Genomic DNA, 26715 nt, shown 5'->3' with positions numbered 1-26715 from the left:
AGAGATGGCTAGCCTCCTCCAGTTGTTCGCCAACGGGGTGATATTCGGGAGCATCGTCCTGCTGGCGTCCGTCGGACTCTCGCTGCTGTACGGCATCGGTAACTTCGCCAACTTCGCCCACGGCGAGTTGCTGACCATCGGCGCGTACGTCGCGTTCGTCGTCAAGGTCACGCTGGGACTTCCGTTCGTGGCGGCGCTGGGGGTGAGTGTGGTCGCCACCGCGGTGGTCGGCGTCGCGCTCGACCGCGTCCTGTTCGTGCGCCACCGCGACTCCTCGCCCATCGTCCTGCTCATCGTGACCATCGGAGTGGCGCTCGTCCTGCGAAGTCTGATACGTATCGTCTGGACCAACCAACTGCGGTCCTACCGACTCCCGCTCCGGCGGGGCATCCAGTTCGTGGACACCACGCTCCACGTCGGGAGCTACGACGTCCTGCTCCGCCTGCGGGTCACTCGGGACGGCCTGACTATCGTCGCGGTCGCCGCGCTGTTCGCGCTCGTGACGCACCTCTTCCTGACCCGAACGAAGATGGGAGTGGCGATGCGGGCGACCGCCGACAACCGGTCGCTGGCGAAGATAACGGGCGTCGACACCGACAGAGTGCTGCGGGCGACGTGGGGGCTATCGGGGGCGCTGGCGGCGGTCGGCGGCGCCTTCCTCGGCGTCCAGACCGGCGTCATCCAGCCTCGGATGGGGTTCAACATCCTGCTGGTGGCGTTCGCCGCGGTCATCCTCGGCGGCATCGGTAGCCCGTACGGAGCCATGGTCGGCGCGTACGTCATCGGCATCGCTCAGGAGATGTCCATCGCCGTTCCGGGCGTGAGCGCGAGTTACCGGGCGGCCGTCTCCTTCCTCGTGTTGGTGGTCGTCCTGCTGGTCAGACCCGAGGGTATCGCCGGAGGGCGGTGGGGATGACCGTCGCGTCCAACGCGGCCGGAGGGTGGCGATGACGGTATCGGAGGTGGCGTTGGCCGGACTGACTGGACTCTCTGCCTTCATCGTCAACGTCGCCACGTTCGCGGTCGTATACGTGGTCCTCGCGCTCGGTCTGAACCTCCAGTGGGGGTACACCGGCCTGTTCAACATCAGCGTGGCCGCCTTCTGGGGCATCGGAGCCTACGCGGCGGCGGTCGTCACGAAACCGCCGAGCGCACCGACCGCGTTCGGCCTGAATCTCCCGTATCTCTGGGTGGACGTGGCCGGGGTTCCGCTCCCGCTCGCGCCCGCCGTGTTCGCGGGGGCGCTCACCGCCGGCGCGGTGAGTCTGCTCGTCGCGATTCCGACTCTCCGCCTGCGTGACGACTACCTCGCCATCGCCACGCTCGGTCTGGCCGAGGTCATCCGGTTGATTCTGACGAACGAGGAGTGGCTCACGCAGGGCGCTCGGGGACTCTCGGTGTCGAACCCAATCCTCGGGATGGATTACTCGAATCTGATTCTCCTCGGAATCGCGCTCACCTTGCTCGGAGTTACCTACTGGTTGCTCGAAGCGGGCGTCGATAGCCCGTGGGGCCGCGTGCTGAAGGCGGTCCGCGAAGACGAGACCGTCGCCAAGAGCGTGGGCAAGGACACGTTCGCCTTCAAGACTCAGAGTTTCGTGCTCGGGAGCATGGTGATGGGCGCAGCGGGAACAATCACGGCGCTTCAACTCAACTTCCTCGTCCCCGGCCAGTTTGCACCGAGGTGGGCCTTCTACGTCTACATCGCCGTCATCGTCGGCGGAAGCGGGACCAACCGCGGGGCGGTCCTCGGCGGTCTCGTGTTGGCAGTCCTGCTGGAACTCCCCCGGTTCCTCAGGGACTTCGTCCCCTTCGAGAGCGTCGTGACGAACCTCCGACTGCTCGTCGTCGGTCTGCTCGTGGTCGTCGTGATGACCTACCGGCCGTGGGGGATTCTCGGAGACCCCGAGGTGATGCGCCGCGAAGAGTGAGACCGCGGCGTCGAACTGTCGGCCTCAAGATTATTTACCGGCCGATTCATCGTGGATGGTATGACCCGCGAGCGAGTCGAGGAACTGGCCGAGTTCCTCCACGAGACGACAGGCGAGTATCTCCGGGGAGTCGGGCACTACGACGCCGAGGAGTACGAAGTACTGTACGTCAGACCCGACTTGCAACGCGAGACGCTCGGGGAGGAGATAGACAAGATGGTCGCGCACCTCCGTAACGAGTCACGCGCCCGAGAGCAACGCGCCTTCCCCTTCGGTGACCTCGACGGTACCGTTCGGTCGTTCGACGAGGCTATCGTGATGCACTTTCCGCTTCCGCAGGAACAGGGAGCCGTCGTCACGCTCGACACCGACGTGGCCCGTCAACTCAACGACTTCATGCGGTCGTGCATCGAACGGCTCTGAGCCAGAAGACCGACTGTGGAGCGTCGTGAGGCGGGAAGACGAGTACGGCGAACTCGGAGGGCGGGACGGGAGACCGTGGGTCGAAGGTCCGCGGACCGTCAGTTAGTAACTCGTCGGGACGAATCCGGCAGATGATAACAAAGGCTATTATTTTCCACCGTCTCGATTAATACCATGACCGTCGTCAGTATCTCGATGCCGGACGAACTGCTGGACCGCGTGGACGAGTTCGCGGGCGAACACGGCTACACCGGCCGGAGCGAGGTGTTCCGGGAGGCCGCCCGGAACCTGCTCGGGGAGTTCGAGGACAAGAAACTGGAAGACCGCGACCTCATGGGCGTGGTCACCGTGTTGTTCAGTTACGAGGACACGACCGTCGAGGAGCGAATGATGCACCTCCGCCACGAGTACGAGGGGTTGGTCGCCTCGAACGTCCACAACCACGTCGGCGACCACTACTGCATGGAACTGTTCATCCTCGAAGGCGGTCTGGAAGACATCTCGACGTTCGTCGGCAAGATTCGGGCGACCCAAGACACGCTCACGGTCGATTACTCCGTGATTCCGGTAGACGAGGTCGGACCGCTGAAGACCGGAGAGTGAGCGCCTTCGAGCGGTCGGCGGTCAGTCGTCGGTCCCTTCGCCGCCGTCCGCGGCCGTGCCTTCTCCGCCGTCTGTGAGTGCGGTCTCGCGCTTGCGCTCGAACCACGTCCACTCCCGGGTCTTCAGACCGTCGTCTTGGAGGTCCCACGGGTCGCCGCTCTCGACGCGAGCGCCCTCCATCCACGAGGTGACGATGTTGTAGACGAAGATGAGTTGCGCGAACGCGAGGATGAACGTCCCGACTCCGGCGATGACGTGGAAACTCTGGAACTTCGGGAGGTAGGTGGCGTAGCGCCGGGGCATCCCGCCGTACCCCAGAATGAGCAGGGAGAAGAACACCAGATTCGTGCCGAGCATGGTGAGCCAGAAGTGGGCCTTGGCGAGGGTGCGCTGGTACATCCGGCCCGAGACCATCGGGAACCAGTAGTAGATGCCCGCGAACCCGGCGACGGCGATGGCACCCATCACGATGAAGTGGAAGTGACCGACCACGTAGTAGGTGTCGTGGAGGACGAGGTCCACCGGGATGGACGCGAGGAAGACGCCCGTGACGCCGCCGATGATGAAGTTCTGGACGAACCCGATGGAGAACAGCATCGGCGCAGTGAGTCGCAACCGGCCGTTCCACATGGTGGTTATCCAGTTGAACGTCTTGACCGCGCTCGGGATAGCGATAGCCATCGACACCGCCATGAAACTCCCGCGAATCCGCGGGTCGATGCCGGTGGCGAACATGTGGTGCGCCCAGACCCCGAAACTCAGGACCCCGATTGCCAGCGTCGAGTAGACGACGAACTTGAACCCGAACAGCTTCCGGCCCGAGAACCGCGGCAGGATGAGGCTGACTAATCCCATCGGCGGCAGCACGAGGATGTACACCTCCGGGTGGCCGAAGAACCAGAACAGATGCTGGTAGAGTAGCGACCCGCCGCCGGGACTCAGGAAGAACGAGGTCCCGAAGTTCCGGTCGAGCAGGAGCATGACGAGCACGCTTCCCAACAGCGGGAACGAGAACAGGATGAGACCCGACTGGGTGAGCATCGTCCACGAGAAGATGTCGAGTTCCGGCCACCCCACGTCCTCGCCGCGTTCGGTGATGATAGTCGCGATGAAGTTGATGGCCCCCATCGTCGCCGAGACGCCGGTCAGGTGGAGTCCGAGCAGCATCAGGTCCACGCCGGGGTTGGTCTGCTCGACCGAGAGCGGCGCGTACATCGTCCACGCGGTCTGGGACGGTTGGATGCCGATGTTCAACGGCGCGGCGAAGAAGCCGAACCAGATGAGCAGCGCGCCCGGCGGGAGGAGCCAGAACGCGATGGCATTGATTCGGGGGAACGCCATGTCGTCCGCGCCGATGAGCAGCGGGATGAAGTAGTTGCCGAACGCCGCGATGATTGGCGTTCCGAACAGGAACAGCATCGTGATACCGTGAGAGGTGAGCAGCGAGTTGTAGAAGTTCGCCCCGATGACGACTGACTCGGGCGTCATCAGTTCGGTCCGCATGAGGATGATGTTGATACCGCCCCACGCGAACGCGATGAGACCGTAGATACCGTAGAGGATGCCGATGTCCTTGTGGTCCACCGTCGTCAGCCACCGGGATAACCCCTCCGGCTTCTCCCGATGGGTCACTTCCGCGCCCTCGCGGTACGCGCCACCACCCCCTCCGGTGAGCGGCGTGTACGACCGCCAGTCTTCGATGCGCAGGATGTACGCGGCGACGACGACCAGAAGCACCCCCATGACCGCAGTGAGTGCGAGTTGCCCTACTTCGACCATACGAAATCCTGAGTGCTACACCGCCAAGAAAGGTTGGGCCTGTTCTTTGAAACCGATGGGTTTCGGCGAGAAACCAACTGTCGACGGCCAGTGCCGTCGTACGGAACGGGAGCCTGCCGAAGTCACGGAGCGTCCGAGAGCGAGTTCGGCGTCACGTCACGGACCGCTCGGAGACGGTTCGATGACGCCACTGCTGGCGACGCCGCGGAGCCGACTGCCGCGAGCAACGGTCCTTTTGGCCTCGAAGCCGTAGATTGAGCTATGAACATGCTCGTGGACGGCGAGTGGCGTACCGACGCCTACGAATCCACCGACGAGGAGGGCGAGTTCGACAGGCAGGAGACCGCCTTCCGGGATTGGGTCGAGGACGACCCGGACGCCAAGTTCCCGGCCGAGGCGGGTCGGTACCACCTCTACGTCTCCTACGCCTGTCCGTGGGCGCACCGTACCCTGCTGGTCCGGAGTCTGAAGGGACTGGAAGACGCAATCTCGGTCTCGGTCGTAGACCCCTACCGCGAGAACGACGGCTGGGAGTTCAGCCCCGAGAAGGAGGGCTGTACCGAGGACCGCGTCAACGGCTTCGACTACCTCCGGGAGACCTACGTCGCGGCCGACCCCGAGTTCACCGGCCGCCCCACGGTGCCCGTCCTCTGGGACACGGAGCGCGAGACCATCGTCAACAACGAGTCCGAGGAGATAATGCGGATGCTCGACACGGCATTCGACGGAGTCGCCACCCGTGACGTGACCCTCTATCCCGAGGGCTACCGCGACGAGGTGGACGAGACCATCGAAGACATCTACGAACCCATCAACAACGGGGTTTACCGGGCCGGGTTCGCGGGCACCCAGCGGGCCTACGACAGGGCCGTCACCGAACTGTTCGACGCGCTCGACCGTTACGACGACCTGCTCGAAGACCGGCGGTACCTCTGTGGCGACGCGCTCACGGAGGCCGACGTGGCGATGTTCACAACGCTCGTCCGGTTCGACGCCGTCTACCACACCCACTTCAAGTGCAACGTCCGCCAAATTTCGGACTACGACAACCTCTGGCCGTACCTCCGAGACCTCTACCAGACCGAGGGGGTCGCCGAGACGGTTCACCTCGACCACATCAAGGAGCACTACTACCGGAGTCACGCCGACCTGAACCCCAAGCGCATCGTCCCGAAGGGACCCGACATCGACTTCGAGGCACCCCACGACCGCGACGAACTGTCGGGCGGGCCGCCCGAAGCGCTCGAACAGGTCCCGAAGTAGCGACCGAAATCGGCCCTACTCGCTACTCTAGGCGCCTCGGACGCGCATCCGCCAGAACTTTGACACGGCTACCCGCGGTAGACGTACCGGAGAGGCCGTGTTCGTTCTGCAACTCGTCCCCGACCTCCTGTCGTTCGTCGTTTCGATAGCCCTCCGGGCGGCGTTCTTCGTACTCGGGTTCGCCGTCGTCTACGCCGTCGGTCGGTTGTTCTTCGAACCGGTTATGAACCGGATAGTTCGCGCACGCAAACTCGAACCGACCCTCGCGCGCCCGCTCCGTCGTCTCGCTCGCGTCGCCGTCCTCTTCTTCGCGCTGACGTTCGGGTTCAGCGCGGCGGGTCTCGGGAACCTGCTCAGCGCCTCGGCGACCATCGCGGCCGCGCTCACGCTGGCGGTCGGTCTCGCGAGTCAGAGCCTGATGTCCAACGTGGTCAGCGGCGCGTTCATCGTCGCCGACGAGAAGTTCCAAATCGGCGACTGGATTCGGTGGGGCGACACGGAGGGCGTGGTCGAGGACATCGGCTTCCGGGTCACCCGCGTCCGGACTTTCGACGGCGAACTGGTCACGGTGCCGAACTCGAACCTGACCGCCAGCGAAGTGACGAACCCGGCCGCCGCGGACCGACTCCGGGTCACGCTCTCGTTCGACGTGAGCAGGGAACACGACGCCGACGAGGTGTCCGAGATGCTGCGCTCCGAGGTGGCCGCAATCCCCGAGACCCTCTCCGACCCGAAGCCGTCGGTTCGAGCGACCGAACTCACCCCGGACCACGTCCGACTCCAGATTCGGTTCTGGATTGCCGACCCCGAACACACCGACCTCGTGCGGGTGCGCTCGGTGGTCATCCGGCGCGTAGACGAGCGGTTCGCGGCCGAGGGAGTCGCGCTCGCGGACTGACCGCGCCGGTTCCGTCGCTCACCCATTCTTCTGGTTCTGGCACGCCAAGGGACGAGTCAGTGCCGACTGTATCGAGACTAGACGTCCCGAAGACGGGGTGCGAGCACGGCGTTTCCGCCGGTGAGAACCCGGCGGCCGCGGGACAAACGCAAGACGTCGGCCTGTCGTGTACGCGCTCGTCGGTCTCGTTATGAGTCCCAAGTCCCACTAAAACAGGCGAAGTCACCTGCGGGCGACGGTGAGTGTAGTCGAGCCGTACAGGAGTTCGAGTCGGTAGTCACCCGGTTGGATACAGCCATCCTGTGTCGGATTCGCCCACACATCGTAGGTGAGCGTTGCGGTCTGTCCGGGTTCGAGCCGGTAGTTATGGACAACGCCGGGTTGCACGAACTGGTCCTGTTTCGGTTTCCAGCACCCCGGCGAGGTCTGTCTCGGGTCGTACGCGTCGGAGAGGAGAAGGAGTCCCGGACTGTCTTCGACGCTGAATACGGGGTCCGGGGCGTCCGGGTTGATGTTCAGGCTGAGAGTGTTCTCGCCTATGTTCGTGTATTTCAACGACATACGAGCGGTCGAGTCCTCCGTAATCGTCGGGTCATGGACCGCTACGTGAAGGTCGAGTCCTTCGGGTGCTCCTTTCGTGCCGACGTTCGTGACGGAGACTGTCTTCTGCGTCTGTTTTGTGGAGAAGTCGTTCGTTGCGGCGATTCGACCGAGGCATCCGGCGCTCGCGGTGAAGGTTGCTGACGAGGCGAGGTAGGTGCGGCGTTTCATGGACAGTCAGACGTTCGTGCGTAACGGATAAACAGCTTCTGTGGGCTAAAAAAGCCGTTTTACCCTCCACGAGGGGCGGTGAGACCGCGGCCCGTGTCAGTACGACCGAAAGTGCCACCACGCCGCGACGGCGAGGAGCGCGAAGACAGCCCCGAGGAAGAAGATAGCTCCGGGCGAGAGCGAAAACGTCTCAGAGGGAGTCGGTCCGGTCGTACCGGGGGTGAGTTGACGCCGGGAGGCGGGTTGACGGACGAGTCTGTCGATAGCGAGGCTGACGACGGCTAAGAGACCGACGCCGCCGAGTAACCGCTTGAGGGTGTTCCAAAACGAGTCGCGTTCGAGGTCATCACTCGCGAACACGACGAGGGCTTCGTTGGTCGGCGCGTACACCTTCATCTCCCGTCCTTGGTCCGAGTAGCCGGTGTCAACCACTCGGATAAGGTCACTGTCCCGGAGGTTGTTGACGTGGTAGTTCACGTTCTGGAGCGACGTGTCCGTCGAGTCGGCGATTTCGGAAGCGGTCCGCGGTTCCTCGTAGAGCGACGAGAGGATGGAACGGGCGGTCGTGGACGAGAGTGCGGAGAAGACGTCATCAGCCGCTTCGTCATCGATAGCTATCAGAGCAGGGTCCTGTTCGTCGCCTTCTCGACCAGAGGCAGAAGACGGCCCCTGTGACAGAAGACGGCTTATCGACGACATAGACGACGATATGGACGGCGAGGTGATAGGGTTTAGCAAGAGTAAAATGGGCGTTTTACCCCCTCGGGACGCGCGCTCGTTTCCGAGCGGAGGGATTTCGCGTGTTTCTTTCGCGGTGCCGAGTGTCAGGCGGTGGTCGGTTGCGGTAACGAATACAGTTGGGTTCCACAGCCGACGCATTCGCCCGCGATTTCGGTTCGGACCGAACAGCAGGTCTCGGTCGGGGTTTCCCGTTCCGTAACTGGTTCCAGACAGTCCGGACACCGGTCGAGGAAGACCCGGAGACCACCGATAACCTGTTCCCGTTCTTGGACGAGAAGGTGCGACCACTCTGGATGGCGCTCCCGCAGTTCCAGTTCGGTCGCTACGTCGGCGAGTAACAGCGCTTCCGACCGCCACGACCCGAGATGGCGGCCGTTATACCGGACGGAAATCCGTTCGTCGCCCCGCTCTACAACTACGTCCGACGGAGCGACGTCGAGATGCGTACCGAGAACGGTTCGGACGTCGTTCTCTCGGAGCGACGCCATCCGGTCGTACCAAGACGACCGAAAGTCCGGCGCGATACAGACGTCTTCGCCGTTCTCGCACGGTTCGACGATTCCGTGCTCGTGGAGAAACACCTCGGTCTCGCCAATTCGACCGTCGGCGTCGGTCTCGTCGGACCCCCACTTCTCGGAACCGTGGAAGAGCGCCAGTACGGTCTCTGGGAGGTACTTCTTGGTGAGGCCGGGCGTCCCCGGAACGAGGTACCCGCGTGCGTAGACGAGTACCACTGAGAGAACGAGTATCGCGGCGGCGATAACGACTTCGAGGACGTGATAGGCGATTGCCGCGAGCGCGAACGAGATGGCGAGGTTGACAGCCGTACACGGGAGACATCGGTTCTCCCCGGTATATCTCGGGTCTTTCAGGTTCATGTTTCTGGCGTGGTCGTATTGGTCGTGAAAAATGGGCGTTGGGGAGGCTCAGCAGATGGTGAGGTTGTGGTTGTCGTGAAGGTGGTTGAACGCCGTTCCGTATATCGGGCTTCCCTTGTACCCGCTACCCCAGTGACAGCTCACCGAGGAATCCTTGTCGAACAGGGAGAAGTGCGCGATGATGACGGCGTACTGGTTCCCGTTGAACTCGTCGAGCGAGACGATGGGACCGCCCGAGTCCCCGTCGCCAGCCACGATGTTCGCTTTGATTCCCGCACCTTCGTAGTCGATGCAGTCGTAACCGGGAGTGCTGAGACCGTTGGCCTCGATGGTCCCTTCGGTCGTGCAGGTCGTCGCCCCGGTGTCGTAGCAGGTCTCACCCGAGGATATCAGGTCGTTGATGCCGGAGGTCGTCTTGTAGCCGGACACCCGGTACCGGATACCGTTGACGAACACTTCGTTGTCGATTCCTTCCGTGCTCGTGGGTTTGACGAGTGCGTAGTCCGTGTCCGCGTCGTAGCTATCGACCACACCGAACTCGTCAGTGTGCTGGTGGAGGGTCTTGCCGGTGTTGTCCGAGCACGTGTTCCACAGGTGATTCGCCGTCAGCAGTCGCTTGTTTCCGTCGGGGTCGTCGACACAGAAGCCGGCACTCCCGCCACCGTTTGCGGTTTGGACCGCGACGCCGCCGGGAACCGGGTCGTAATCGTCGTGGAAACAGCAGTCTCCCGGTCGCAGGTCGGGAGCGTCCGTAGTCCGAACCGGGACCCCACCCTTCGAGTCCGGGAGGGTATCCTTGTACGTCTCTGGGTCGACTTCGACCTCGACGAGGAGACCGTTCTTCCCGCCGAAGCGTTTGTCCCACCGGGCGGAGGCGATGCTCTGGACGCCCGGGTCGTCGAGGTGTTGCTCGACGAGTTTCTCTCGGACCTGTTCGGAGTGTTGGGTGTGTTCGTACCACGACCGCGGGACAGCTTTCCGTTTGAGGACCTCGTCGCCGCGTTTGACCGTGGGAATACGAACGGTGTCCTCGCCAGAACTCGCGGTGGCGAACCCGATACTCGAAGCACCGAGTGCGCCGGTTCCGAGTCCTTTCAGGGCGTTCCGTCTCGAAATAGCTCGCCGTTTCGTATCTTTCGCCATAGGGGTTGATTCACCCAATATAATCACTAAACTATAGATGTAATTAACTAACCGTTGGTATTACGTGCGGTCGATGAGCGCAGCGCAGGTCACGAGCAGAAGTTCAGCATTTGCACCTCGTCTCAGCGTCCACGGAGAGACCGACCGAATTCACCAAAACGCCTATCCCATGTCGAATTTCCCTCGTGAAGACGCGATAGGGGAACTTCCATCGCGGAAGTCGGCGTACAACGATTCGGCCCACTCGATAGCGGTCGAGGTATCGGCAACGAATGCACCGACGATACGCCCCCTCTCGTCGTAGACCCCGAACCAGACTTCCGTACCATCCACGACGACTAATTCGAACGTCAAGTCCTCCTCAATCGTGTGGAACGTCGTGTGTTCGAGTTCGAGAACGGTCCGAGTCTTCTCGGGATACTCGGAGAGGAGATGTTCGAGGACGAACGCAGAGAGCGTGAACTCGGCGGTAAGGTTCTGCTCCGTAATCTGTTCGTAATAGAGTTCGACGGTGGCGGGCATCACGACCGACGAAAGAACTTGTACCTCATCGCCATCTTCGACACGACTGTGGAGAGCGGTGAGCGGTTTGCGTGGGTCCGGTCGTTCACAGACGTGCACAGTCGCACTTCGGAGGACGTCGTAGTCGAACGGAAACGACGACGGTAGGTTGACCAGAAGGGGTTTCGCGGCAAGCAGTTTGTCGTAGAGGTGGATGAACCGCCGGTAAGACTGATACAGGCTCTCTCCGTAGAGCGTGAGTTCGCAGTCTCCCGCCCGTTCGCGGACGATTTCGAGTTCGGTGAGTTCGCTAATCGCCCGATTAACCGTCGAACGAGACACGGGGAGACTGTCCGTGAGGTCGCGTTTTTCGACGGTGCCGTCACGGATTTCCGCGAGTAATTCACCCCGTTTTTGGACGCACTCAAGGAGGACCTCCGAGGATTCAGGAGCCATATATTTCATACTATCTGTATTCTAGATAAACCCCCGCAACAGTTCAATCACGGAAAACCGGTCTCCCTTACACTACAAGTGACCTTTCCAAGGCGACGCTGTTAGATTCTCTAGAGCCGACGAATCCACCTCTCGGAGTCGAATAGAACGTCTCGGAGCGGTGAAACACCTCTTTTAGTCTCCGGAGGACGGTACGAGGACGCCGGACTACGGGACGACGCGCCAACTCCGACGACGACCGACCGAAATCTACGTTCGGGACGCCATCGAATCGGTGCTGCCGGGCGAGGAAGTCGAGTCGGAGTTCGTGCCCGCGCGGGGTTGCTCCATGAAGTGGAAGTGAGTTCGTCGTCCGGTCCACGAGGTGCTTCGGCCGCTCGTCCTCCGTCCGCATTTACTCCCCACCGCGGAACGCCGTCAGCGAGTCGGCGTACTGCATCGCCACCGTCCCGAGGATGCTCATGACGAGGACGTATGCCACCGTGAACGACGTGAGTTCGTCGGTTCTCGGGACGGTCGCTCCGCCCGCGGCCGCCAGCGAGGAGATGACCAGCGAGAACTCGCCGCGCGGGACCAGTCCGACGCCGACTCGGAGCGACCGACGCCGGTTCAGTCCGTAGAACCGACCGCCGAGGAGACCGCTGGCAAGTTTCGAGACACCGGTCGCCACCACCGCGACGGCGAGGAGTAGACCCACATCGAGAAACGTCGTCACGTCGGTCGTCAGGCCGATGGTCAAGAAGAACACCGCCGCGAACAGGTCGCGAGTCGGGCCGACCACGTCTTCGAGGCGCTCGGCGTGGTTCGTCCGACCGAACGCGATACCGACGAAGAAGGCGGCAACGGCCTCGCTGACGCCGATAGCGAGCGCTTCCCCTGCCACCAATGTGGTAATTCCCACCGCGAACAGCAAGAAGAGTTCGTCGGCCTCGACCGAGAGCAGTCGCTCAACGTACGGCGTGCCGTAGACCGCGGTGACCGCGAGCGCGAGCAGGAACGCGGCGGCGGTCGCGACCGACGAGAGGACCGCGGCGACTCCCCCACCCCCGAGCGCGACTGCGGACAGGACGGCGAGGACGACGGCGATGAGGAGGTCCTCGAAGACGAGGGTGCCAAGAATCACGTCGCTCTCGGGGTCGGCTATCCACCCGCGCTCGACCAGCGACTTCGTCACCACCGCGCTGGAGGAGATGTAGACGACGCTGGCGAAGAAGAGAGCGGTGAGCAGCGGGAACCCGAACAGCGCGGCCAGCGCCGCGCCGACGCCGAAGTTGATGGCGAAGTCCGCCGCGCCCACGCCGAGCAGTCTGGTCGGGCGCGCCAGCAGGCGGTCGGGACTGAACTCCAGTCCGAGGAAGAACAGGAGGAAGACGACGCCGAGGTCCGCGCCGACGTCGAGTACCTGCGAGTGGGAGACGAGCGTCAGGTCCAGCGGACCGAGCGACCGGGGTTCGTTCGGTCCGACGACGATGCCCGTGAGGATGTACGCCGGGATGACCGACTGGTCGACCCGCGCCGCGAGGGCACCCGCGACCGCGAGGGCGGTGAACGCGATGCCCAGTTCCACGAGGGCCTCCGCCATCAGTTCGACACGAGGTCCGCCAGCGTCCCGTGTTCGGCGCGAGTCCCGAGCGCGACCACCACGTCACCCGCGTCTAACTCGAAGTCCGCGTCCGGGTTGGCGAACGTCTCTCCGTCGCGCTGGACCGCGAGGACGGACGTGCCGGTCCGTCGGCGGATTCCGCAGTCGCTCAGCGACTGGCCGACGAGCGGCGAGTCCGGTCCCACGTCGTGCCACTCGATTATCTCGTCGCCGACCGGGACCTGCACGCGCTCTAAATCGAGCGGTTGGAAGTACGCGCCCTCCAGCAGGGTGCCGAACTCCCTCGCCTGCTTGTCGGTGAGTTCGAAGAGTTTCTCGCTGTCGGCCTCGGCCGAGCGCCGCCGGAACACCTCGCGCTTGCCGTCGTGGTGGATGAGGACTACGAGACGGTCGTCGCCGTCTATCTCGTACTCGAACTTCCGACCGACGCCGGGCACGTCCGTCTCGTAGACGGTCATGGCGTTCGATACGGCGTCTCGGGACTTAAGCCCGGTCGCCAGTCGGAGCTGATGCGGCCGCGCTCTCTTCGATACGTTTACAGGACGAAGCTGATAAGCCGCTACATCATGGACGTTCGCGCCCTCCGCAGGACGCTCCGGGACCGCGCCGGGAGCGCGCTCGCCCGTCGGTTCGGCGTGGACCCGCGGGCGCTGGCCGCGCTCCGGGTCTCGCTGGGCGTTCTCCTGCTCGCGGACCTGTTGCTCCGGTCGCGTGACCTCGTCGCGTTCTACACCGACGCCGGGGTCCTGCCGCGGTCGGTCCTCCGCGACCACGTCGGCGGTATCGCCGCGCTCTCGCTCCACGCCCTCTCCGGGTCGCCGTGGGTACAGGGCCTGCTGTTCGTCCTCGCCGGTGTGGCCGCCGCGGCGCTACTCGTGGGCTACCGAACCACCCTCGCCACGGCGGTGTCGTTCGTCCTGCTGGTGTCGCTCCACGCCCGGAACCCGGTCCTGCTCAACGGCGGCGACTCGCTGCTCCGACGCCTGCTGTTCTGGGGCGCGTTCCTGCCGCTGGGCCGCCGGTGGTCGGTGGACGCGCTCCGCGCGGAGACGGCGACGGTGAGCGAGGCGGGGAGCGAAGGAGTCGGGCGAGAGACGCGGGTCGGACGCGTCGCCAGCGTCGCGTCCGCGGCGCTGTTGGTGCAAGTAGTCCTCGTCTACACAGCGAACGCGCTGTTCAAACTCCGGGGCGACCTGTGGGTGAGCGGCGAGGCGATTCTGTACGTGTTCCGGTTGGACCAGTTGACGACGGGCGTCGGTGACGCGCTGGCCCAGTACCCGACCCTGCTCAGGGCCTTCGACAGGGTGTGGCTCGTCCTGCTGGTCGCGTCGGTCGGGCTACTGCTCCTAACAGGGTGGGCGCGCGCCGCGTTCGCCGCGCTGTTCGTCGGGATGCACCTCGGAATGGCGCTGACGATGCGAATCACCGTCTTCCCCCTCGTCTCCATCGCGGGCCTCCTCCCCTTCCTGCCGAGTGTGTTCTGGGACGCCGCGACCGCGAAGTTCTGCGAGTCTCGGGTCGGGAAGCGACTCGCCGCCACCGAGTGGCCGACGCGCGTCGAGCAACTGGTCCCGAAGTCGCGGTTCGGAGCGGTCGGGTCGGTGCCGTCCGGCGTCGCGCGGTGGGTGCGCCGAGTTCGACCGCCGGTCGTTGGGAGTCTGCTCGCGCTCGTCCTCCTCTGGAACGCGGCCACGCTCGGCTACGTCGCGCTGCCCGAGGACGTGAGTTCGACGGTGGACCCCGAGGAGTACCGCTGGGACATGTTCGCGCCCGAACCCCGGACGACCGACGGGTGGTACGTGGTGCCCGGCGAACTGGCGTCGGGCGAACGGGTGGACGTGTTCCACCGGCGAGCGGTGAGGTGGGACCCGCCGCCTAACGTGGCGCGGAGCTACCGCAACGTCAGGTGGTTCAAGTACATGATGGACCTCCGGGCGAGCGCGTACGCCCCGCTCCGTCCACAGTTCGCCGAGTACCTCTGCCAGCGGTGGAACGCGACCCACGAGGACGGCGTGCGGCGACTGGAACTCTACTACGTGGAACAGCCGGTTCGACTCGACGGCCCGGACCCGACCGAGCGGGTGAAACTCCACAGTCACACGTGTTCCGGGTCGGCGTGAGGTCGCGCGGTTTCTGCGTGAAGCACGTGGTGCCACGACGGTACTGCAGCAGGCCCTCGTAGACTGTTTTCGATTTCGAAAACGCAAACGTTTGCGGATACGAAAACGGGAGGAGTTTCGAAGACGGTCTCGGTGGGAGCGCGCTCACGGTCTTGTAAACGAACGAGACGAGACGCGGGACCGACGCCGCCTCCGCGCCGAGCGGTACCGCCGGTCGCGCCGAGTGTCGACGGTCAGTCCACGAACAGTCGGATGTCGTCCTCCACGAGACCCGACCCCTCGGGCGTGTTCTCCGGAACCGCGTCGAACCAGTCGGCGTCCCAGTGCTCGTTCTCGTCGTGACTGGGGTCGGCGGTGTCGGGGTCGCCCGCGACCGAAGCGCGGAAGACGACGCCGTACGTCGTGGCGTGCGGTTCGTCCTCGCCTTCGGCGAAGTGGTCTATCTCCCTGACGGCCTCCACGCCGTCGAGTTCGAAGGGGAGGTCGGTCGTTATCTCGACCGTCCCGCGGGCGACTGCGGCCCAGTCCTCGCCCGGTTCGACGCCGCAATGCGGGAGCATGGCGACGGACTCCTCCTTGTGGACTGCGAGTAGGACGTCGCCCGCGTCGTTGGTCAGGCCGACCACGGCCCGTCCGGCGGTGTCGGTGTTACAGTGGTCCCGGTCGTCGTGCATAGCCTCCTCGCTGGTGAACGGAACGTCGGCCCGGTCGCGCAGGCGTTCCGGGTCGGTGAGCGAGTCGGCGGGTGATACGTCGTCGGTGGTTTCCGTAGATGTCTCTGGCATGGGTGCGTTCTGTGGTCGGGTGTCGCGTCGCACGACGGTCCGGCGAGCGGTCGCGCCACGCGTCGCTCGTCGGGTCGGTTAGCGTGTAGTTCGTCGTCGAGAGCGTTCGAGCGTCTAGTATGCGAGCGCCGGAGACGTATCTACGGGGAACTGTTAGAAAAAAGCAGCGATTTTATTTCTACTTTACTTCCTGTGTAATATTTCGTTGCGGGGAATAATAAGTGTTTCGCATCGCACAGAAATAGAATTCTCAGAGATAGGTAGATAGTCCTCAAAGTAAGATATTTACGTGTTATCACGGAATCGGCGCGCACCGGACGGCGGCCCAACACTTTACCCGAAACCCGTCGAAGAGAGACGAGAGCGTGCCCGAACTCGAAGCGCCCCTCGAAGTCGGGGGTCTAGAACTCCCGAACAGACTGTATCGCGCGCCCCTGCTCGAATGCGCTGGCGACGGACCGGACGCCCCCGAGACGCTCGCGAGCGAACTCGAACCCGCGGCGGCGGCCGGGGCCGGACTCGTCTTTCAGGGGGCGGCCCCCGTTCGCGAGGAGGGCGGCCGGGTCGCGCCCTCGATGACCCCGCTCGCGGACCCTGAGTTCGCGCGGACCCTGTCGGCGCTCACCGACGCGATACACGACCACGGCGGACGCATCTTCGCCCAGTTGGACCACGGCGGTCTCCGGACTATGGAGACGTGGCACGCCGAGTACCGCCGGGCCAACCCGGAGTTGTCGCAACTCGCCGTGTCAGAACCGCCGTGGCCACTCCGACTCGCCGACCGACTCGGCTTCCTCGCCCTCGACGCGCGCGTCCTCTCGACCGAGGAGGTGTACGAACTCGCCGCTGACGTCGGTCGGTGCGCGGCCAACGCCGACGACGCGGGCTACGACGGTGTCCACCTCGCCGGGGCGAACATGGGCATCTTCCAGCAGTTCCTCTCGCCGTTCTACAACCGCCGGGACGACGAGTTCGCCGACGGCGTGCGCTTCTTGGAGGTAGTACACGACGAGATTCGGGCGCGGGCGGGCGACGTTGCTCTCGTCGCGAAAGTGCCCGCCGAGACGGCGTCGCCGCCGTTCGTCCGGCGACATCTCACCGACGACGACGCCGTCGAAATCTGTGCGCGCCTCGACCGCATCGGCTACGACGCGCTCGTGCCGGTCCGGTGTTCGACGTTCTGGGACATGAGCATCGTCCGCGGGCGGTTTCCCGACCGAGCGTGGCGTGACGAGCAGTTCCGCGAGGGGTACGTCGCGGCGTTCGGGAGCAGGTGGAAGGCGGCGCTGGTCGCGGCCGCGAATCGCGTCGAGGCGGTCGCATACGACTTCGAACCGGGGTGGAACGCCGACCTCGCCCGGCGCGTCCGCGAGCGGACGTCCGTCCCGGTCCTGCTGGAGGGCGGGATTCGGAGCCGCGAGCAGATTGACGACTTGCTCGGAAGCGATGGCTCCGAGCAGGTCTGCGACGCGGTCGGGATGGGCCGCCCGTTCTACGCCGAACCGCGACTGCCCGCGCGCCTCCTCGATTCGGCCAACGACGCGGCCGAGGCGGTCTGCGACAACTGCAACAACTGCACCGTCCCGCAGGTCACCGGCGCGAACGGAGTCTGCCGGACGCCGGAGGTGCTGGCCGAGCGCGGCGAACTGGAGCGCGAGGGTACGTACGAACGGGACTGACCGACCAGAGATAAGGAGGCCCGGACGCTACCGTCGGCCATGGTCCGCGAGATTACCCACGACGCGACCGGTCCGCTCAAACTCGACGAGAGCGACTTGGACGAGGAGAAAGGCGACGTCGCCGTTTGCCTCTGCGGTCTCTCGGAAGAGTACCCCTTCTGCGACGGGGCGCATCGAGTCACCGAGGACGAGGAAGACGGGGTTCGATACAAGTACGAGAACGACGACCCAGAGGGCGAACGCCGTGAAATCGAGTCGTTCGTCTTCGCGGAGGAGTGATTCCCCGACGGCTGTTCGTCAACTGGTGAGCGCCCGCAGACGCTCCGGCAGGTCGTCGAGTCCGACGGCGTCCGGCTTCTCGCCGTCGGCGTCGAGTTCGCGGAATCCGGTCCCCGTCAGCACCGCGACCACGTCGTCGTCCGGTGCGAGTTCGCCGCGCTCCGAGAGTCGCCGAACCCCGGCGAGCGTCGTCGCGGAGGCCGATTCGACGCAGAAGCCCGCGTCGCCGCGAGGTCGGCCTTCGCGTCCAGAATCGCGTCGTCCGGCACCGAGAGGACCGCGCCCCCGGTCTCGCGGGCAGCCGCGAGCGCCCGCGTCCCGCTCGGCGGGTCCGCGTTGGCGATGGAGTAGGCGACGGTGTCCTCGGTGTCGCTTGCTGCGGTCACCTCGTCCGCGCCCCGGCGGTAGGCGGCCGCGATGGGGTCGCAGGCCGCGGCCTGTACGAGGTAGAGTCTCGGCAGGTCGGACTCGGCGAGCAGGCCCGCGGCCCGGAGTTCGCGCAGGGCCTTCCACGTCGCGCTAGCGTGGCCCCCGCTGCTCACCGGGAGGACGATAGCGTCCGGCGCGGGGGAACTCGCGCCCGTCGGTCCGGACGCGCCCCCCGCCGACGCGAACGCCTCGCAGAGTTCCAGCGCCGTGGTCTTCTGCCCGGCCACGCGGAGGGGCGTGTCGGAGTTGACGAACTCGACCGGCGCGTCGGCGTCGAGGGCGTCGTAGTAGAGTCGGCCGTAATCGCCCGCCACCCGGAGAACCGCTGGGTCGTACCGGGCGATGGCCGCGAGTCGCTCGCCCGAGATGTCGTCGGGGACCAGCACGAGCGCGTTCGGGCCGTCGGGACCGCTCCCGGCGGCGTTGGCGGCCACGCTGATGGCCATGTTGCCGTGCGAGACGGTGCCGACCCAGTCGCGTCCCGCCGCGCTGGCCCACGCCGCGCCGACCGCGCTCCCGCGGTCCTTGAAACTGCCCGTCGGATTCTCGCTCTCGTCTTTGAGGTGGAGTCTGCATCCGGCGTCGAGGTCCGGAACGCGGACGAGCGGGGTCGCGCCAGCGGCCGCGGCGACGCCCGCGTTCGCGCCAGCGAGAGGTCCGACCGGCAGGAGGTCGGCGTAGCGCCAGACCCCGGAATCTCCGCCGCCGCGGCGTACCGACCGCTCGGAGACGGGCCACTCGAAGTCTGCGGCCGCTCGGCAGTGTCGAACCAGAGCGGTTCGCCGCACTCGCATCGCTTGCGGTCGGGAAAGGCCGCGGTCCGGCCGCACCGGTAGCAGGTCAGGTCGGGCGACGCGAACGGGGAATCGGGCGGGTCGCCCGTCATCGCATCGCGTCGTCGTACGCGTCGTGAGCGCGCTCGGCACCGCTGGCGAGGTAGCCCGCGTCGGTGCCGACTATCTGGTAGTCGTAGCCGTAGTCGCTCCAACGCCGAATCTCATCCTCGGAGGTGGCGAGGGTGCCGACCGGCGTCTCGGACTCGTGGGCGCGGTCGAGGACATCCTCGACGGTCTCGCGGAATGTCTCGGAGTCGTACTCGCCGAACACGCCCAACGACCCCGAGAGGTCGGCGGGACCGACGAGCAGTGCGTCCACGCCCTCGACCGCGGCGATGTCGGCGGCGTTCTCGGCCGCGCGCTCGGTCTCGACCTGCACGACGGTCACGAGGTGGTCGCCGCCGGACGCGACCTGCTCGGCGAGGTCCCGGCCGTAGTCGTTGGCGCGCGACCCGGCGATGCCCCGGACGCCCTCCGGCGGGTAGCGTGTGGCTTCGACCGCCTCGCGGGCCTCCGCTGCGGTCTCGACCATCGGGACGAGGACGCCGGCGACGCCGGTGTCCAGCAACCGCTTGATTCGCACGGGGTCGTTCCACGCGGCGCGAGCGAGCGCGGCGGTGGTCCCGTCGCCCGCGGCCTCCACGGCCCGGACGGTGTCGGCGACGGTGTCGATGTCGGTCGGTGCGTGTTCGGTGTCCACGACCGCGAAGTCGGCGTCGCGGGCGCAGACCTCTGCGACCGCGGCGTGGCCGATGGAGAGCCAGTGGCCGACCACGGCGTCGCCGTCGCGGAGTCGTCGCTTGAATTCGGAGGCGTCTGTCACGAGGGAACCGTCGGCGTCGCGCGGCAAGTAGGTTTCCGAGGCGGCAGAACGGCCGGTCCGGTGGGAGGTTCGAGGCTGTCGCGGTGCTGTTCTGGAGGGGGCAGCGCAGTTGCCGTACTCACTTGCTCGAGCAGTAGCTAGCTTCTTTCCGACTGTCGTTCCCTTCGTGCCACAAACAGCCTCCTCCTTCGTGTCACCTACAGTCCGAACCTCGTATTACCTCCAATATTCACCCACACCTCCATCCTCCCACTCCACACAGTCTCCACCTTCAACCGCAACACCACGATAGAAGGAGAGCGCGAACACGTCCGACAACCCACGACCGACAGAAGTAGGACCGAGTTACTGCGTCCGAACGCTCGACACGATGAAGACGTACCCGACCGTCGTCACCGCGTAGTTGACCGTCAACAGGAGGCGACTCCGCGTGAAGTCGGTCAGGAACGCGCTGAAGGTGGTGGCCACCGCCGCGGCCACGACGAACGAGAACCCGATAGAGAGCAACAGCATCGCTCGGTTCTCCGTTTCGATGTACGCGCGTGCCGCCATCGCGACCAGCGTCAGACCCGCGATTACGAGGGTCACGCTGAGAACGACGTAGGCGATTTCCATCGGTTGCATTTCGCTACTTGGAGGCGTTTCACGGTCCAGAGGTTTAAACCTATCCGGTGATTACCAGTGTGGATAATTGGCAGCGTGCGGGAACGTAGCGAATCACCGTCGGCGTCTGAACCGATAGTCGGGACGGCTCGGTCAGCGAATGTTACGACCACCGCCGGTCCGCGGGTTCGCCGTCAGCGCCACGGGAGCGCCGCGGCCAACTTCTCGACGGGGTGGGTCGGACGCTGGGTTTCGAGTTGTGACCGGCAGGACGCGCCCGGTGCGACCACCTCGTCGGCGTCGGCCTCGGAAATCCGGTCGCGCAGGTCGTCGGCGATGGCCTGCGAGAGGTCGTAGTGTTCGGTGTGGTAGCCGAAGCTCCCGGCCATACCGCAACAGCCCGAGTCGAGCGCGGCCACGTCGTAGCCCGCCCGGTCGAGGACCGCGGCGGCGTGGTCGGCGGTGCCAAGCGCCTTCTGGTTGCAGTGGCCGTGGTAGGCGAGTCGGTCTGCAGGGGCGTCGAACTCGATTTCCTCGTCGCGGCCGGTCAGGTCGAGGTACTCGCAGACGCCGTAGGCGTTCTCGGCGAGCGCCGCGGCCCCCTCGGCGTCGGGGAGCAGGTCCAGATACTCGTCCTGCACCATCGCTGCGTCGGAGGGTTCGGGGTAGACGACCGACCAGCCATCGCGGACCCGCGGGGCGAAGCGGACGACGTTCGACTCGGCGCGTTCGCGCGCCACGTCGAGGAATCCCTCGGAGTAGGCAGGGCGGCCGCTCGGGTCGGCGTCGGGAACTCGAACGTGGACGCCCGCGGCTTCGAGGACCTGCACCGCGGCCCGGCCGGTCCGGGGATAGACGTAGTTGGTGTAGGTGTCCGGCACGAGCAGGACCCTGTCGTCGGCGCGGGACTCAGGGACTCGGGGACCGCCGCGGGACTCGAACCACGCCTCGAACGACTGGTCGGCGAACGCCGGGACGTCGCGCTCGCGGGCGACGCCCAGCGCCTTCTCGGCGACGAGACCAGTCCCCGGCAGGTCGGCCAGCCAGTTCGACACCGGCGCGAGCGCGGACCCGACCGCGGCCAGTCGGTCCGCCTCGGCGAACAGTCGCTCGCGCAGGCTCGCGCCCTCCTCCTCGTGGTATCGGTGTTTGACCTCGGCTTTGAGTTTGGCGAGGTCCACGCCGGTCGGGCAGTCGCTCTGGCAGCCCTTACAGCCGAGACAGAGGTCCAGCACCTCCTTCTGGAATCGTTCGGTGTGCATCTCTTCAGGCGGGAGTTCGCCGGAGATGGCGGCCCGGAGCATGTTGGCCCGGCCGCGAGTGGTCGCCACCTCCTCGTCCATGCCGCGGTAGGAGGGACACATCACGTCGGAGTCGGTCTGTCGGCACGTTCCGCACCCGTTGCAGAGTTCCACGAGGTGCGAGAAGCCGCCCTCCTTGGAGAAATCCTGCTCGGTCGCGGGTTCGAGCGACGAGTAGGCCGGGCCGTACCGCAGGTTCTCGCGCATGTCGGTGGGTGACTCCTCCTCGAAGACCACCTTCCCGGGGTTCATCCGCCAGTCTGGGTCGAAGGCGGTCTTGAGTTGCTTGAAGGCGTCCCATAGCTCCGGGCCGTACATCTTGGGATTGAACTGGGTGCGGGCCAGTCCGTCGCCGTGCTCACCGGAGAACGACCCGTGGTGGTCGAGAACGAGCGAGGTCACGTCCTCGGCGATGGACTGCATCTTCTCGACGTCCGCCTCGGACTTGAGGTTCAGCACCGGTCGAACGTGGAGGGTGCCGCTTCCGGCGTGGGCGAAGTAGGCCGCCGAGGTGTCGTGGGCCTCCAAGACGCCCTCGAACCCCTGCACGTACTCGGCCAGTTCCGCGGGCGGCACCGAGGCGTCCTCGATGAATGGGTAGGGCTTGGGGTCGCCCTCCATGCTCATCAGCAGGGGGATGGCGGCCTTCCGGAGTTTCCACAGTTTCGCCTGCGACTCGTCGTCGTAAGCCTCCAGCACGTCGAAGGCCTCGCCATCGCGGACGAACTCCGCGTTGGTCTCGGCGACGGCGTCGGTCAGGTCGTCGTGGACCTCCGAGTCGAACTCCAGCATCAGCGCGGCCGCGGCGTCGTCGGGAATCGGGTCGGCGTACTCCGCGTACTCTGCGGACTCCCGGGCCAGTCGGAACACCTCGTCGTCCATGAGTTCGACCGCACTCGGGTCGTAGTCGAGCGCGACGGGGACCGCCTCCATCGCCGACAGCAGGTCCGAGAAGCAGTAGAGCGCCACCGCCGTCTCGTCGGGTTTGGAGACCAGCGAGAGGGTCGCCTCGGTCACGACGCCCAGCGTCCCCTCCGCGCCGACGAACAGCTTGGCGAGATTTACGCATTCGTTTCCGTTTGCGTTTTCGTAAACGCACTCGTGGAGGTTGTAGCCAGACACCGACCGCTTGAGGTCCGGGTATCGCTCGGCTATCTCCTCGGCGTTCCCCTCCACGATGGCGCGGACCGTGCGGTAAATGTGGGCCTCGCGGTCGTCCTTCGAAACGATACGCTCGTACTCGGGACCGTCGAATTCGACCTCTCGGGCGCGAATCCGGCTTCCGTCGGCGAGGACCGCTTCGACCGCCTCGACGTAGGCGTCGGTGATGCCGTACCGGACCGAGTGTGCGCCCGTCGAGTTGTTTCCGATACCTCCGCCGACCGTCGCGCGGTTCGACGACGCCGGGTCGGGCGCGAACTTCAGGCCGTCCTCCGCGAGACGCGAATCGAGGTCGTCCTGCACGACGCCGGGTTGGACCGTCGCACGCTCGGTCTCGGGGTCCACGTCCAGAATCGCGTCCATGTGCCGCGTAAAGTCGACGACGACGCACCCGGGACCGACGGCCTGCCCGGCCAGCGACGACCCAGCGCCGCGGGGCAGAACCGGCGCGTCGTGGTCGGCCGCCACCGCCATCGCGGTCTGCGCGTCGGCGGCGTCGGTCGGGAAGACGACGCCCGCGGGCCGGGCTTGGTAGATGCTCCCGTCGGTCGCGTACAGAATCTGAGTGTACTCGTCGAACCGGACCTCGCCCTCGCACGCCCGGCGGAGGGCGGCCGCCAGTTCGGTGTGAGCGGGGTCGTCGGGCGCGTCGATACCGACCGATTCGCGGTAGCTCTCGACGTCGAGACCGTCGGCGGGCGGAGACGACATGATAGGTAATGACACCCGAGAGGTCATAAATTGCGGGTGCAGTTGCGGGTGTGAATGGGAGACGATTCGAAGGTGGTGCGTTCGTCGAAGTTTGGGCGACAGGTATGCGTTTGCGGCCGGGACGACACAGTGCAGATTGACTCGGTACGGCGTGTCCATATTCAGAGGGGGTACCGATGCACTCGGTCGATACGCCCGCCGAGTCCAGTTCGAGTCCGACAACGCGACTGACTCCGGCGGACCTGACGCAAATGTTTACGTAAACGGTTTCGAAAACGATAATGAAAACGGAATCGGTGACGCTGACGGAACGGAAAACGGAGACGGAAATCGGACCGGGAACGCGGGCGATACCGGCACTAGAGACGATGACGCCTCCGTCGAGGCCCGACCGCACTGCGACCACAGGACGACGCTAAGTCGGACGAGCGACCGGCAGGAGGTGTGTAACAAAGACCGACGCGCCGGAACGGTCGTCCATGGCAGTGCGAAACGGCGACCTGACCGAGAAGTGGTGCGAGTACGTCTACCGCGACCGCGACGAGTCGGTGCGCCGGTTCGTCGAGAACTACCCCGACGAGCGCGCGCTGTCGGTCAGTTGCGACCGGTTCGGTCACGACTACCGATTCGTGCGGCCGCTGCTCTCGAACCCCGACGAAGCGTTGCGAGCGGGGAAGGCCGCGCTCTCGCGGTTCCTCTCCGGGGAGTCCGACCGCGACCTCCGCGACGTCTACCTCCGAATCAGCGACCTCCCCGCGGAGAGCGAGGTGGCGCTCTCGGACCTCCGGGCGACCCACCTCAACAGCCTCCACACGATGCGGGGCGTCGTCGCCGAGACAGGGCCGCTCCGGCCGAAGGTGGTCCGTGCGGGGTTCCGGTGCGCGAAGTGCGAGGCGGTCACGCGCCACGTCGCCCAGTCGGGCCGGGAGTTCCGGACGAACGCCAAGTGTCCGCGGTGCAGTTCGGTCGGATACCTCTCGTTCGCGCCGGAGGCGAGCGAGTACGTCGATGCCCAAGAGGTGACGGTGCGGGACCCGGCGGGCGGCGACGGACTCCCGGTCCTGCTCGAACACGACCTGACGGGCACAGTGTCGGAGGGCGACGAAGTGCGGATAGTCGGCGTCCCTCGTGCGAGTCGGGCCGACGACTCCGCGGTGGGCGACATGTGGGTCGAATCAGTGAGTATGGAATGCTTAACGGGGGCAGACCCGTAGCGTCGGTCGATTTCGCTATCTTCTGACCGTGACAGGTCTCGGTTCTCGAAACGGCCATCATCCTTTTCCCGATAGGTAGGTTCCAATCTAAAAGGGGAGACGATGTACGACCTGACAGGCTTTCAGAGAGACTTGCTATACGTCATCGCGGGGTTAGACGAACCGCACGGTCTCGCTATCAAGGACGAACTCGAATCGTACTACGAGAAAGAGATTCACCACGGCCGACTCTACCCGAACCTCGATACCCTCGTGGACAAAGGGTTCGTCGAGAAGGGCCAGCGCGACCGTCGGACGAACTACTACACCCTGACCCGCCGCGGCGACCGAGAAATCGAGGCCCGCCGCGAGTGGGAGTCCCAGTACGTGGACCTGCCACAGGAAGCGACCGCGTAACGTCGTTCGAACCGTACCTACGAGTCACGGAGAGACGAGATTCCGAAATCGAAGCGACCGGAAGGAACGACCGCGAATTCAGGGATGCGACGGGGCGAGCGTCGCACCGACGACCGCCGCATCGAGCGACTGTACCCACCGGAGGACGGTGCAATCGGGTCCGACGACGTACTCGTCGCCGGACTCTTCGAGGACGCCGAGGTCCACTAACTTCTCGACGTGAAGCCAGACCCGCTTGCGCGAGACGCCCGTGAGCAGGTGAACGTCCTCTTGCGTGAGCGACTGGTCGGGGTCGGCCTCCAACAGCGCGTCGAGCATGAGTCGCACCGATTCGAGTCGCGCGAGGTACGCCAACCCGCCCTCGTCGTCGGGCGCGCCGGTGGTCTCGACGGCGGCCGAGAGTTCCCGCGCCGCGTGGTAGACGATAGCGTGTTCGTTGACGCGGTAGGCACCGTCGTCGGCGACCAGCACGCCGAGCGAGATGAGCGCGTCGATGGCTTCCGCTACCGCCGCCTCGGAGAGGTCCGAACGCGACGCCAGGTCGTCCTCGCCGTAACGGGCGTCCGGGTCGGCGTCGAGCAACGCCGCGAGAAGCGACCGAACAGACTCTTCGCCCGTCAGCCAGAGCCACCCGCTCGGGTAGGCGCGCCGGGCCTGCGCGGGGTCGGCGTCCTCGGCGAACTCCCACATCTCGGATGCGGTGTCGCTCGTGCGCAATTCGGCGTCGTCGGTCGTGGGGAGGTTCATTACGTCTGCGGTGTCGCGGGGACGGTAAAAAGCTACCGCGCTCGCGGGGACCCGTCGATGGTCCGAGAACGAAAGTTGGAGGCCACCGTGACGCGAGATACGGGTTCGAGGTAAAGTCGAAGGCGGAGGGGTCAGTCCGGCCGAGTCGTCTCGCAAGCGACGTTCCACCGACACTCGCCGAACTCCCGGAGTCGGGAGTACATCCCACGCAGGGCCTCTTCCGCCGTCTCCGGCAGGACGTGGAACTCCACGCTCCCGTAGCGAATCACGATGCGGAAGGCGGTAGAGTGGCGTTCGTCGTGGACCAGATACACCGGCGCGGGGAGTTCGAACCAGTCGCCGTAGGTGTAGCGGTCGCCGTCCAGAACGCCCTCGACGAGCGCGGCTAACTCCCGTTCGGGACGCTCCGGCTCGGGCGAGAGACGAAAGACGGTTCCCCCCTCGTACTCCACGCCCCCGTCGCGCGGGTAGACGCGCTCGGGGCGGCGCGGGATGTCGAACGTCGGCGCGTCGTCGGTCACGGGCGATAGTACATCGTCATCACTTATCAATCTCTACGTCGCGTGTCAGAATCCAATATCGTTCGCAGGTAGTGGACGCTTACGTTTTTGAAATCGTTTGCGATTTCGTTTACGGATACG

25 protein-coding genes and 1 pseudogene are annotated in these 26715 nt (G+C 65.4%); 11 read left to right on the top strand and 15 right to left on the bottom strand.

Going from position 1 to position 26715, the window contains the following annotated elements:
• The first annotated feature begins 4 nt into the window (after positions 1-4).
• The 4 genes from FXF75_RS15185 to FXF75_RS15170 all read left to right on the top strand — a co-directional run bounded on the left by FXF75_RS15185 (position 5) and on the right by FXF75_RS15170 (position 2957).
• Entirely contained in the window at positions 5-916 is a 912-nt protein-coding gene (locus FXF75_RS15185) for a branched-chain amino acid ABC transporter permease (RefSeq protein WP_163522713.1), read from the top strand.
• 31 nt (positions 917-947) lie between these two features.
• Complete coding sequence (locus tag FXF75_RS15180; RefSeq protein WP_163522712.1) at positions 948-1931, top strand: branched-chain amino acid ABC transporter permease; 984 nt, start codon at positions 948-950, stop codon at positions 1929-1931.
• Between the two features lie 60 nt (positions 1932-1991).
• Complete coding sequence (locus FXF75_RS15175; protein ID WP_163522711.1) at positions 1992-2354, top strand: hypothetical protein; 363 nt, start codon at positions 1992-1994, stop codon at positions 2352-2354.
• Positions 2355-2528: 174 nt separating this feature from the next.
• Positions 2529-2957, top strand: coding sequence for a CopG family ribbon-helix-helix protein (locus FXF75_RS15170; protein WP_163522710.1), 429 nt, complete (start codon positions 2529-2531; stop codon positions 2955-2957).
• A 21-nt stretch (positions 2958-2978) separates the two neighbouring features.
• On the opposite strand, the gene FXF75_RS15165 is transcribed toward FXF75_RS15170, so the two are convergent.
• The gene (locus FXF75_RS15165) at positions 2979-4700 is read right to left on the bottom strand and encodes a cbb3-type cytochrome c oxidase subunit I (protein ID WP_163523004.1); all 1722 of its coding nucleotides are present in this window, start codon (positions 4698-4700) and stop codon (positions 2979-2981) included.
• Between the two features lie 297 nt (positions 4701-4997).
• Here FXF75_RS15165 and FXF75_RS15160 point away from each other — a divergent pair, with 297 nt between their 5' ends.
• Both FXF75_RS15160 and FXF75_RS15155 read left to right on the top strand, forming a co-directional pair.
• Complete coding sequence (locus FXF75_RS15160; protein WP_163522709.1) at positions 4998-5999, top strand: glutathione S-transferase family protein; 1002 nt, start codon at positions 4998-5000, stop codon at positions 5997-5999.
• A 97-nt stretch (positions 6000-6096) separates the two neighbouring features.
• Complete coding sequence (locus FXF75_RS15155) at positions 6097-6897, top strand: mechanosensitive ion channel family protein (RefSeq protein ID WP_163522708.1); 801 nt, start codon at positions 6097-6099, stop codon at positions 6895-6897.
• Positions 6898-7119: 222 nt separating this feature from the next.
• Here FXF75_RS15155 and FXF75_RS15150 read toward each other — a convergent pair whose 3' ends face one another.
• The 7 genes from FXF75_RS15150 to FXF75_RS15120 form a co-directional block, all read right to left on the bottom strand.
• The gene (locus tag FXF75_RS15150; RefSeq protein WP_163522707.1) at positions 7120-7668 is read right to left on the bottom strand and encodes a hypothetical protein; all 549 of its coding nucleotides are present in this window, start codon (positions 7666-7668) and stop codon (positions 7120-7122) included.
• Positions 7669-7764: 96 nt separating this feature from the next.
• On the bottom strand, positions 7765-8367 hold the full coding sequence (locus tag FXF75_RS15145) for a helix-turn-helix domain-containing protein (RefSeq protein ID WP_163522706.1): 603 nt from the start codon (positions 8365-8367) through the stop codon (positions 7765-7767).
• A gap of 125 nt (positions 8368-8492) precedes the next feature.
• The gene (locus tag FXF75_RS15140) at positions 8493-9287 is read right to left on the bottom strand and encodes a hypothetical protein (protein ID WP_163522705.1); all 795 of its coding nucleotides are present in this window, start codon (positions 9285-9287) and stop codon (positions 8493-8495) included.
• 48 nt (positions 9288-9335) lie between these two features.
• Entirely contained in the window at positions 9336-10430 is a 1095-nt protein-coding gene (locus FXF75_RS15135; RefSeq protein ID WP_163522704.1) for a hypothetical protein, read from the bottom strand.
• Positions 10431-10592: 162 nt separating this feature from the next.
• Complete coding sequence (locus tag FXF75_RS15130; RefSeq protein ID WP_163522703.1) at positions 10593-11387, bottom strand: winged helix-turn-helix domain-containing protein; 795 nt, start codon at positions 11385-11387, stop codon at positions 10593-10595.
• 394 nt (positions 11388-11781) lie between these two features.
• On the bottom strand, positions 11782-12969 hold the full coding sequence (locus FXF75_RS15125; protein WP_163522702.1) for a cation:proton antiporter: 1188 nt from the start codon (positions 12967-12969) through the stop codon (positions 11782-11784).
• Complete coding sequence (locus FXF75_RS15120; RefSeq protein WP_163522701.1) at positions 12969-13448, bottom strand: cation:proton antiporter regulatory subunit; 480 nt, start codon at positions 13446-13448, stop codon at positions 12969-12971. Before FXF75_RS15120 ends, FXF75_RS15125 begins: the two co-directional genes overlap by 1 nt.
• Before the next feature lie 108 nt (positions 13449-13556).
• On the opposite strand from FXF75_RS15120, the gene FXF75_RS15115 reads away from it, so the two are divergent.
• On the top strand, positions 13557-15110 hold the full coding sequence (locus FXF75_RS15115) for an HTTM domain-containing protein (protein WP_240334703.1): 1554 nt from the start codon (positions 13557-13559) through the stop codon (positions 15108-15110).
• Positions 15111-15343: 233 nt separating this feature from the next.
• Here FXF75_RS15115 and FXF75_RS15110 read toward each other — a convergent pair whose 3' ends face one another.
• A complete protein-coding gene (locus FXF75_RS15110; RefSeq protein ID WP_163522700.1) occupies positions 15344-15895 on the bottom strand; it encodes an NUDIX hydrolase in 552 nt (183 codons plus the stop codon).
• A 365-nt stretch (positions 15896-16260) separates the two neighbouring features.
• Here FXF75_RS15110 and FXF75_RS15105 point away from each other — a divergent pair, with 365 nt between their 5' ends.
• The gene (locus FXF75_RS15105; RefSeq protein WP_163522699.1) at positions 16261-17574 is read left to right on the top strand and encodes an NADH:flavin oxidoreductase; all 1314 of its coding nucleotides are present in this window, start codon (positions 16261-16263) and stop codon (positions 17572-17574) included.
• A gap of 39 nt (positions 17575-17613) precedes the next feature.
• The gene (locus FXF75_RS15100) at positions 17614-17853 is read left to right on the top strand and encodes a CDGSH iron-sulfur domain-containing protein (RefSeq protein ID WP_163522698.1); all 240 of its coding nucleotides are present in this window, start codon (positions 17614-17616) and stop codon (positions 17851-17853) included.
• 18 nt (positions 17854-17871) lie between these two features.
• Here FXF75_RS15100 and FXF75_RS15095 read toward each other — a convergent pair.
• The 4 genes and pseudogenes from FXF75_RS15095 to FXF75_RS15080 all read right to left on the bottom strand — a co-directional run bounded on the left by FXF75_RS15095 (position 17872) and on the right by FXF75_RS15080 (position 23717).
• Positions 17872-19168, bottom strand: a pseudogene (locus FXF75_RS15095) (pyridoxal-phosphate dependent enzyme).
• Positions 19165-19941 (bottom strand): aldolase/citrate lyase family protein, encoded by a 777-nt coding sequence (locus FXF75_RS15090; protein WP_163522697.1) that lies wholly within the window; start codon positions 19939-19941, stop codon positions 19165-19167. The pseudogene FXF75_RS15095 and the gene FXF75_RS15090 overlap by 4 nt, the downstream one beginning before the upstream one ends.
• Positions 19942-20286: 345 nt before the next feature.
• Positions 20287-20556, bottom strand: coding sequence for a hypothetical protein (locus FXF75_RS15085; RefSeq protein WP_309221835.1), 270 nt, complete (start codon positions 20554-20556; stop codon positions 20287-20289).
• 182 nt (positions 20557-20738) lie between these two features.
• A complete protein-coding gene (locus FXF75_RS15080) occupies positions 20739-23717 on the bottom strand; it encodes an FAD-binding and (Fe-S)-binding domain-containing protein (protein ID WP_163522695.1) in 2979 nt (992 codons plus the stop codon).
• A gap of 479 nt (positions 23718-24196) precedes the next feature.
• Between FXF75_RS15080 and FXF75_RS15075 the strand changes: the two genes are divergently transcribed.
• Complete coding sequence (locus FXF75_RS15075; RefSeq protein ID WP_163522694.1) at positions 24197-24931, top strand: minichromosome maintenance protein MCM; 735 nt, start codon at positions 24197-24199, stop codon at positions 24929-24931.
• Between the two features lie 102 nt (positions 24932-25033).
• A complete protein-coding gene (locus FXF75_RS15070) occupies positions 25034-25327 on the top strand; it encodes a PadR family transcriptional regulator (RefSeq protein ID WP_163522693.1) in 294 nt (97 codons plus the stop codon).
• Positions 25328-25405: 78 nt separating this feature from the next.
• Here FXF75_RS15070 and FXF75_RS15065 read toward each other — a convergent pair whose 3' ends face one another.
• Positions 25406-26074, bottom strand: coding sequence for a hypothetical protein (locus tag FXF75_RS15065; protein ID WP_163522692.1), 669 nt, complete (start codon positions 26072-26074; stop codon positions 25406-25408).
• Positions 26075-26205: 131 nt separating this feature from the next.
• Positions 26206-26595 carry a hypothetical protein gene (locus tag FXF75_RS15060; RefSeq protein ID WP_163522691.1) on the bottom strand — a complete coding sequence of 130 codons (390 nt, stop codon included), beginning with the start codon at positions 26593-26595 and terminating at the stop codon, positions 26206-26208.
• Between the last annotated feature and the right edge of the window lie 120 nt (positions 26596-26715).

Origin of the sequence: Halorussus sp. MSC15.2 (assembly GCF_010747475.1) — an archaeon.
Lineage (GTDB): Archaea > Halobacteriota > Halobacteria > Halobacteriales > Haladaptataceae > Halorussus.
This window is presented reverse-complemented; position numbering and strand designations above follow the sequence as displayed.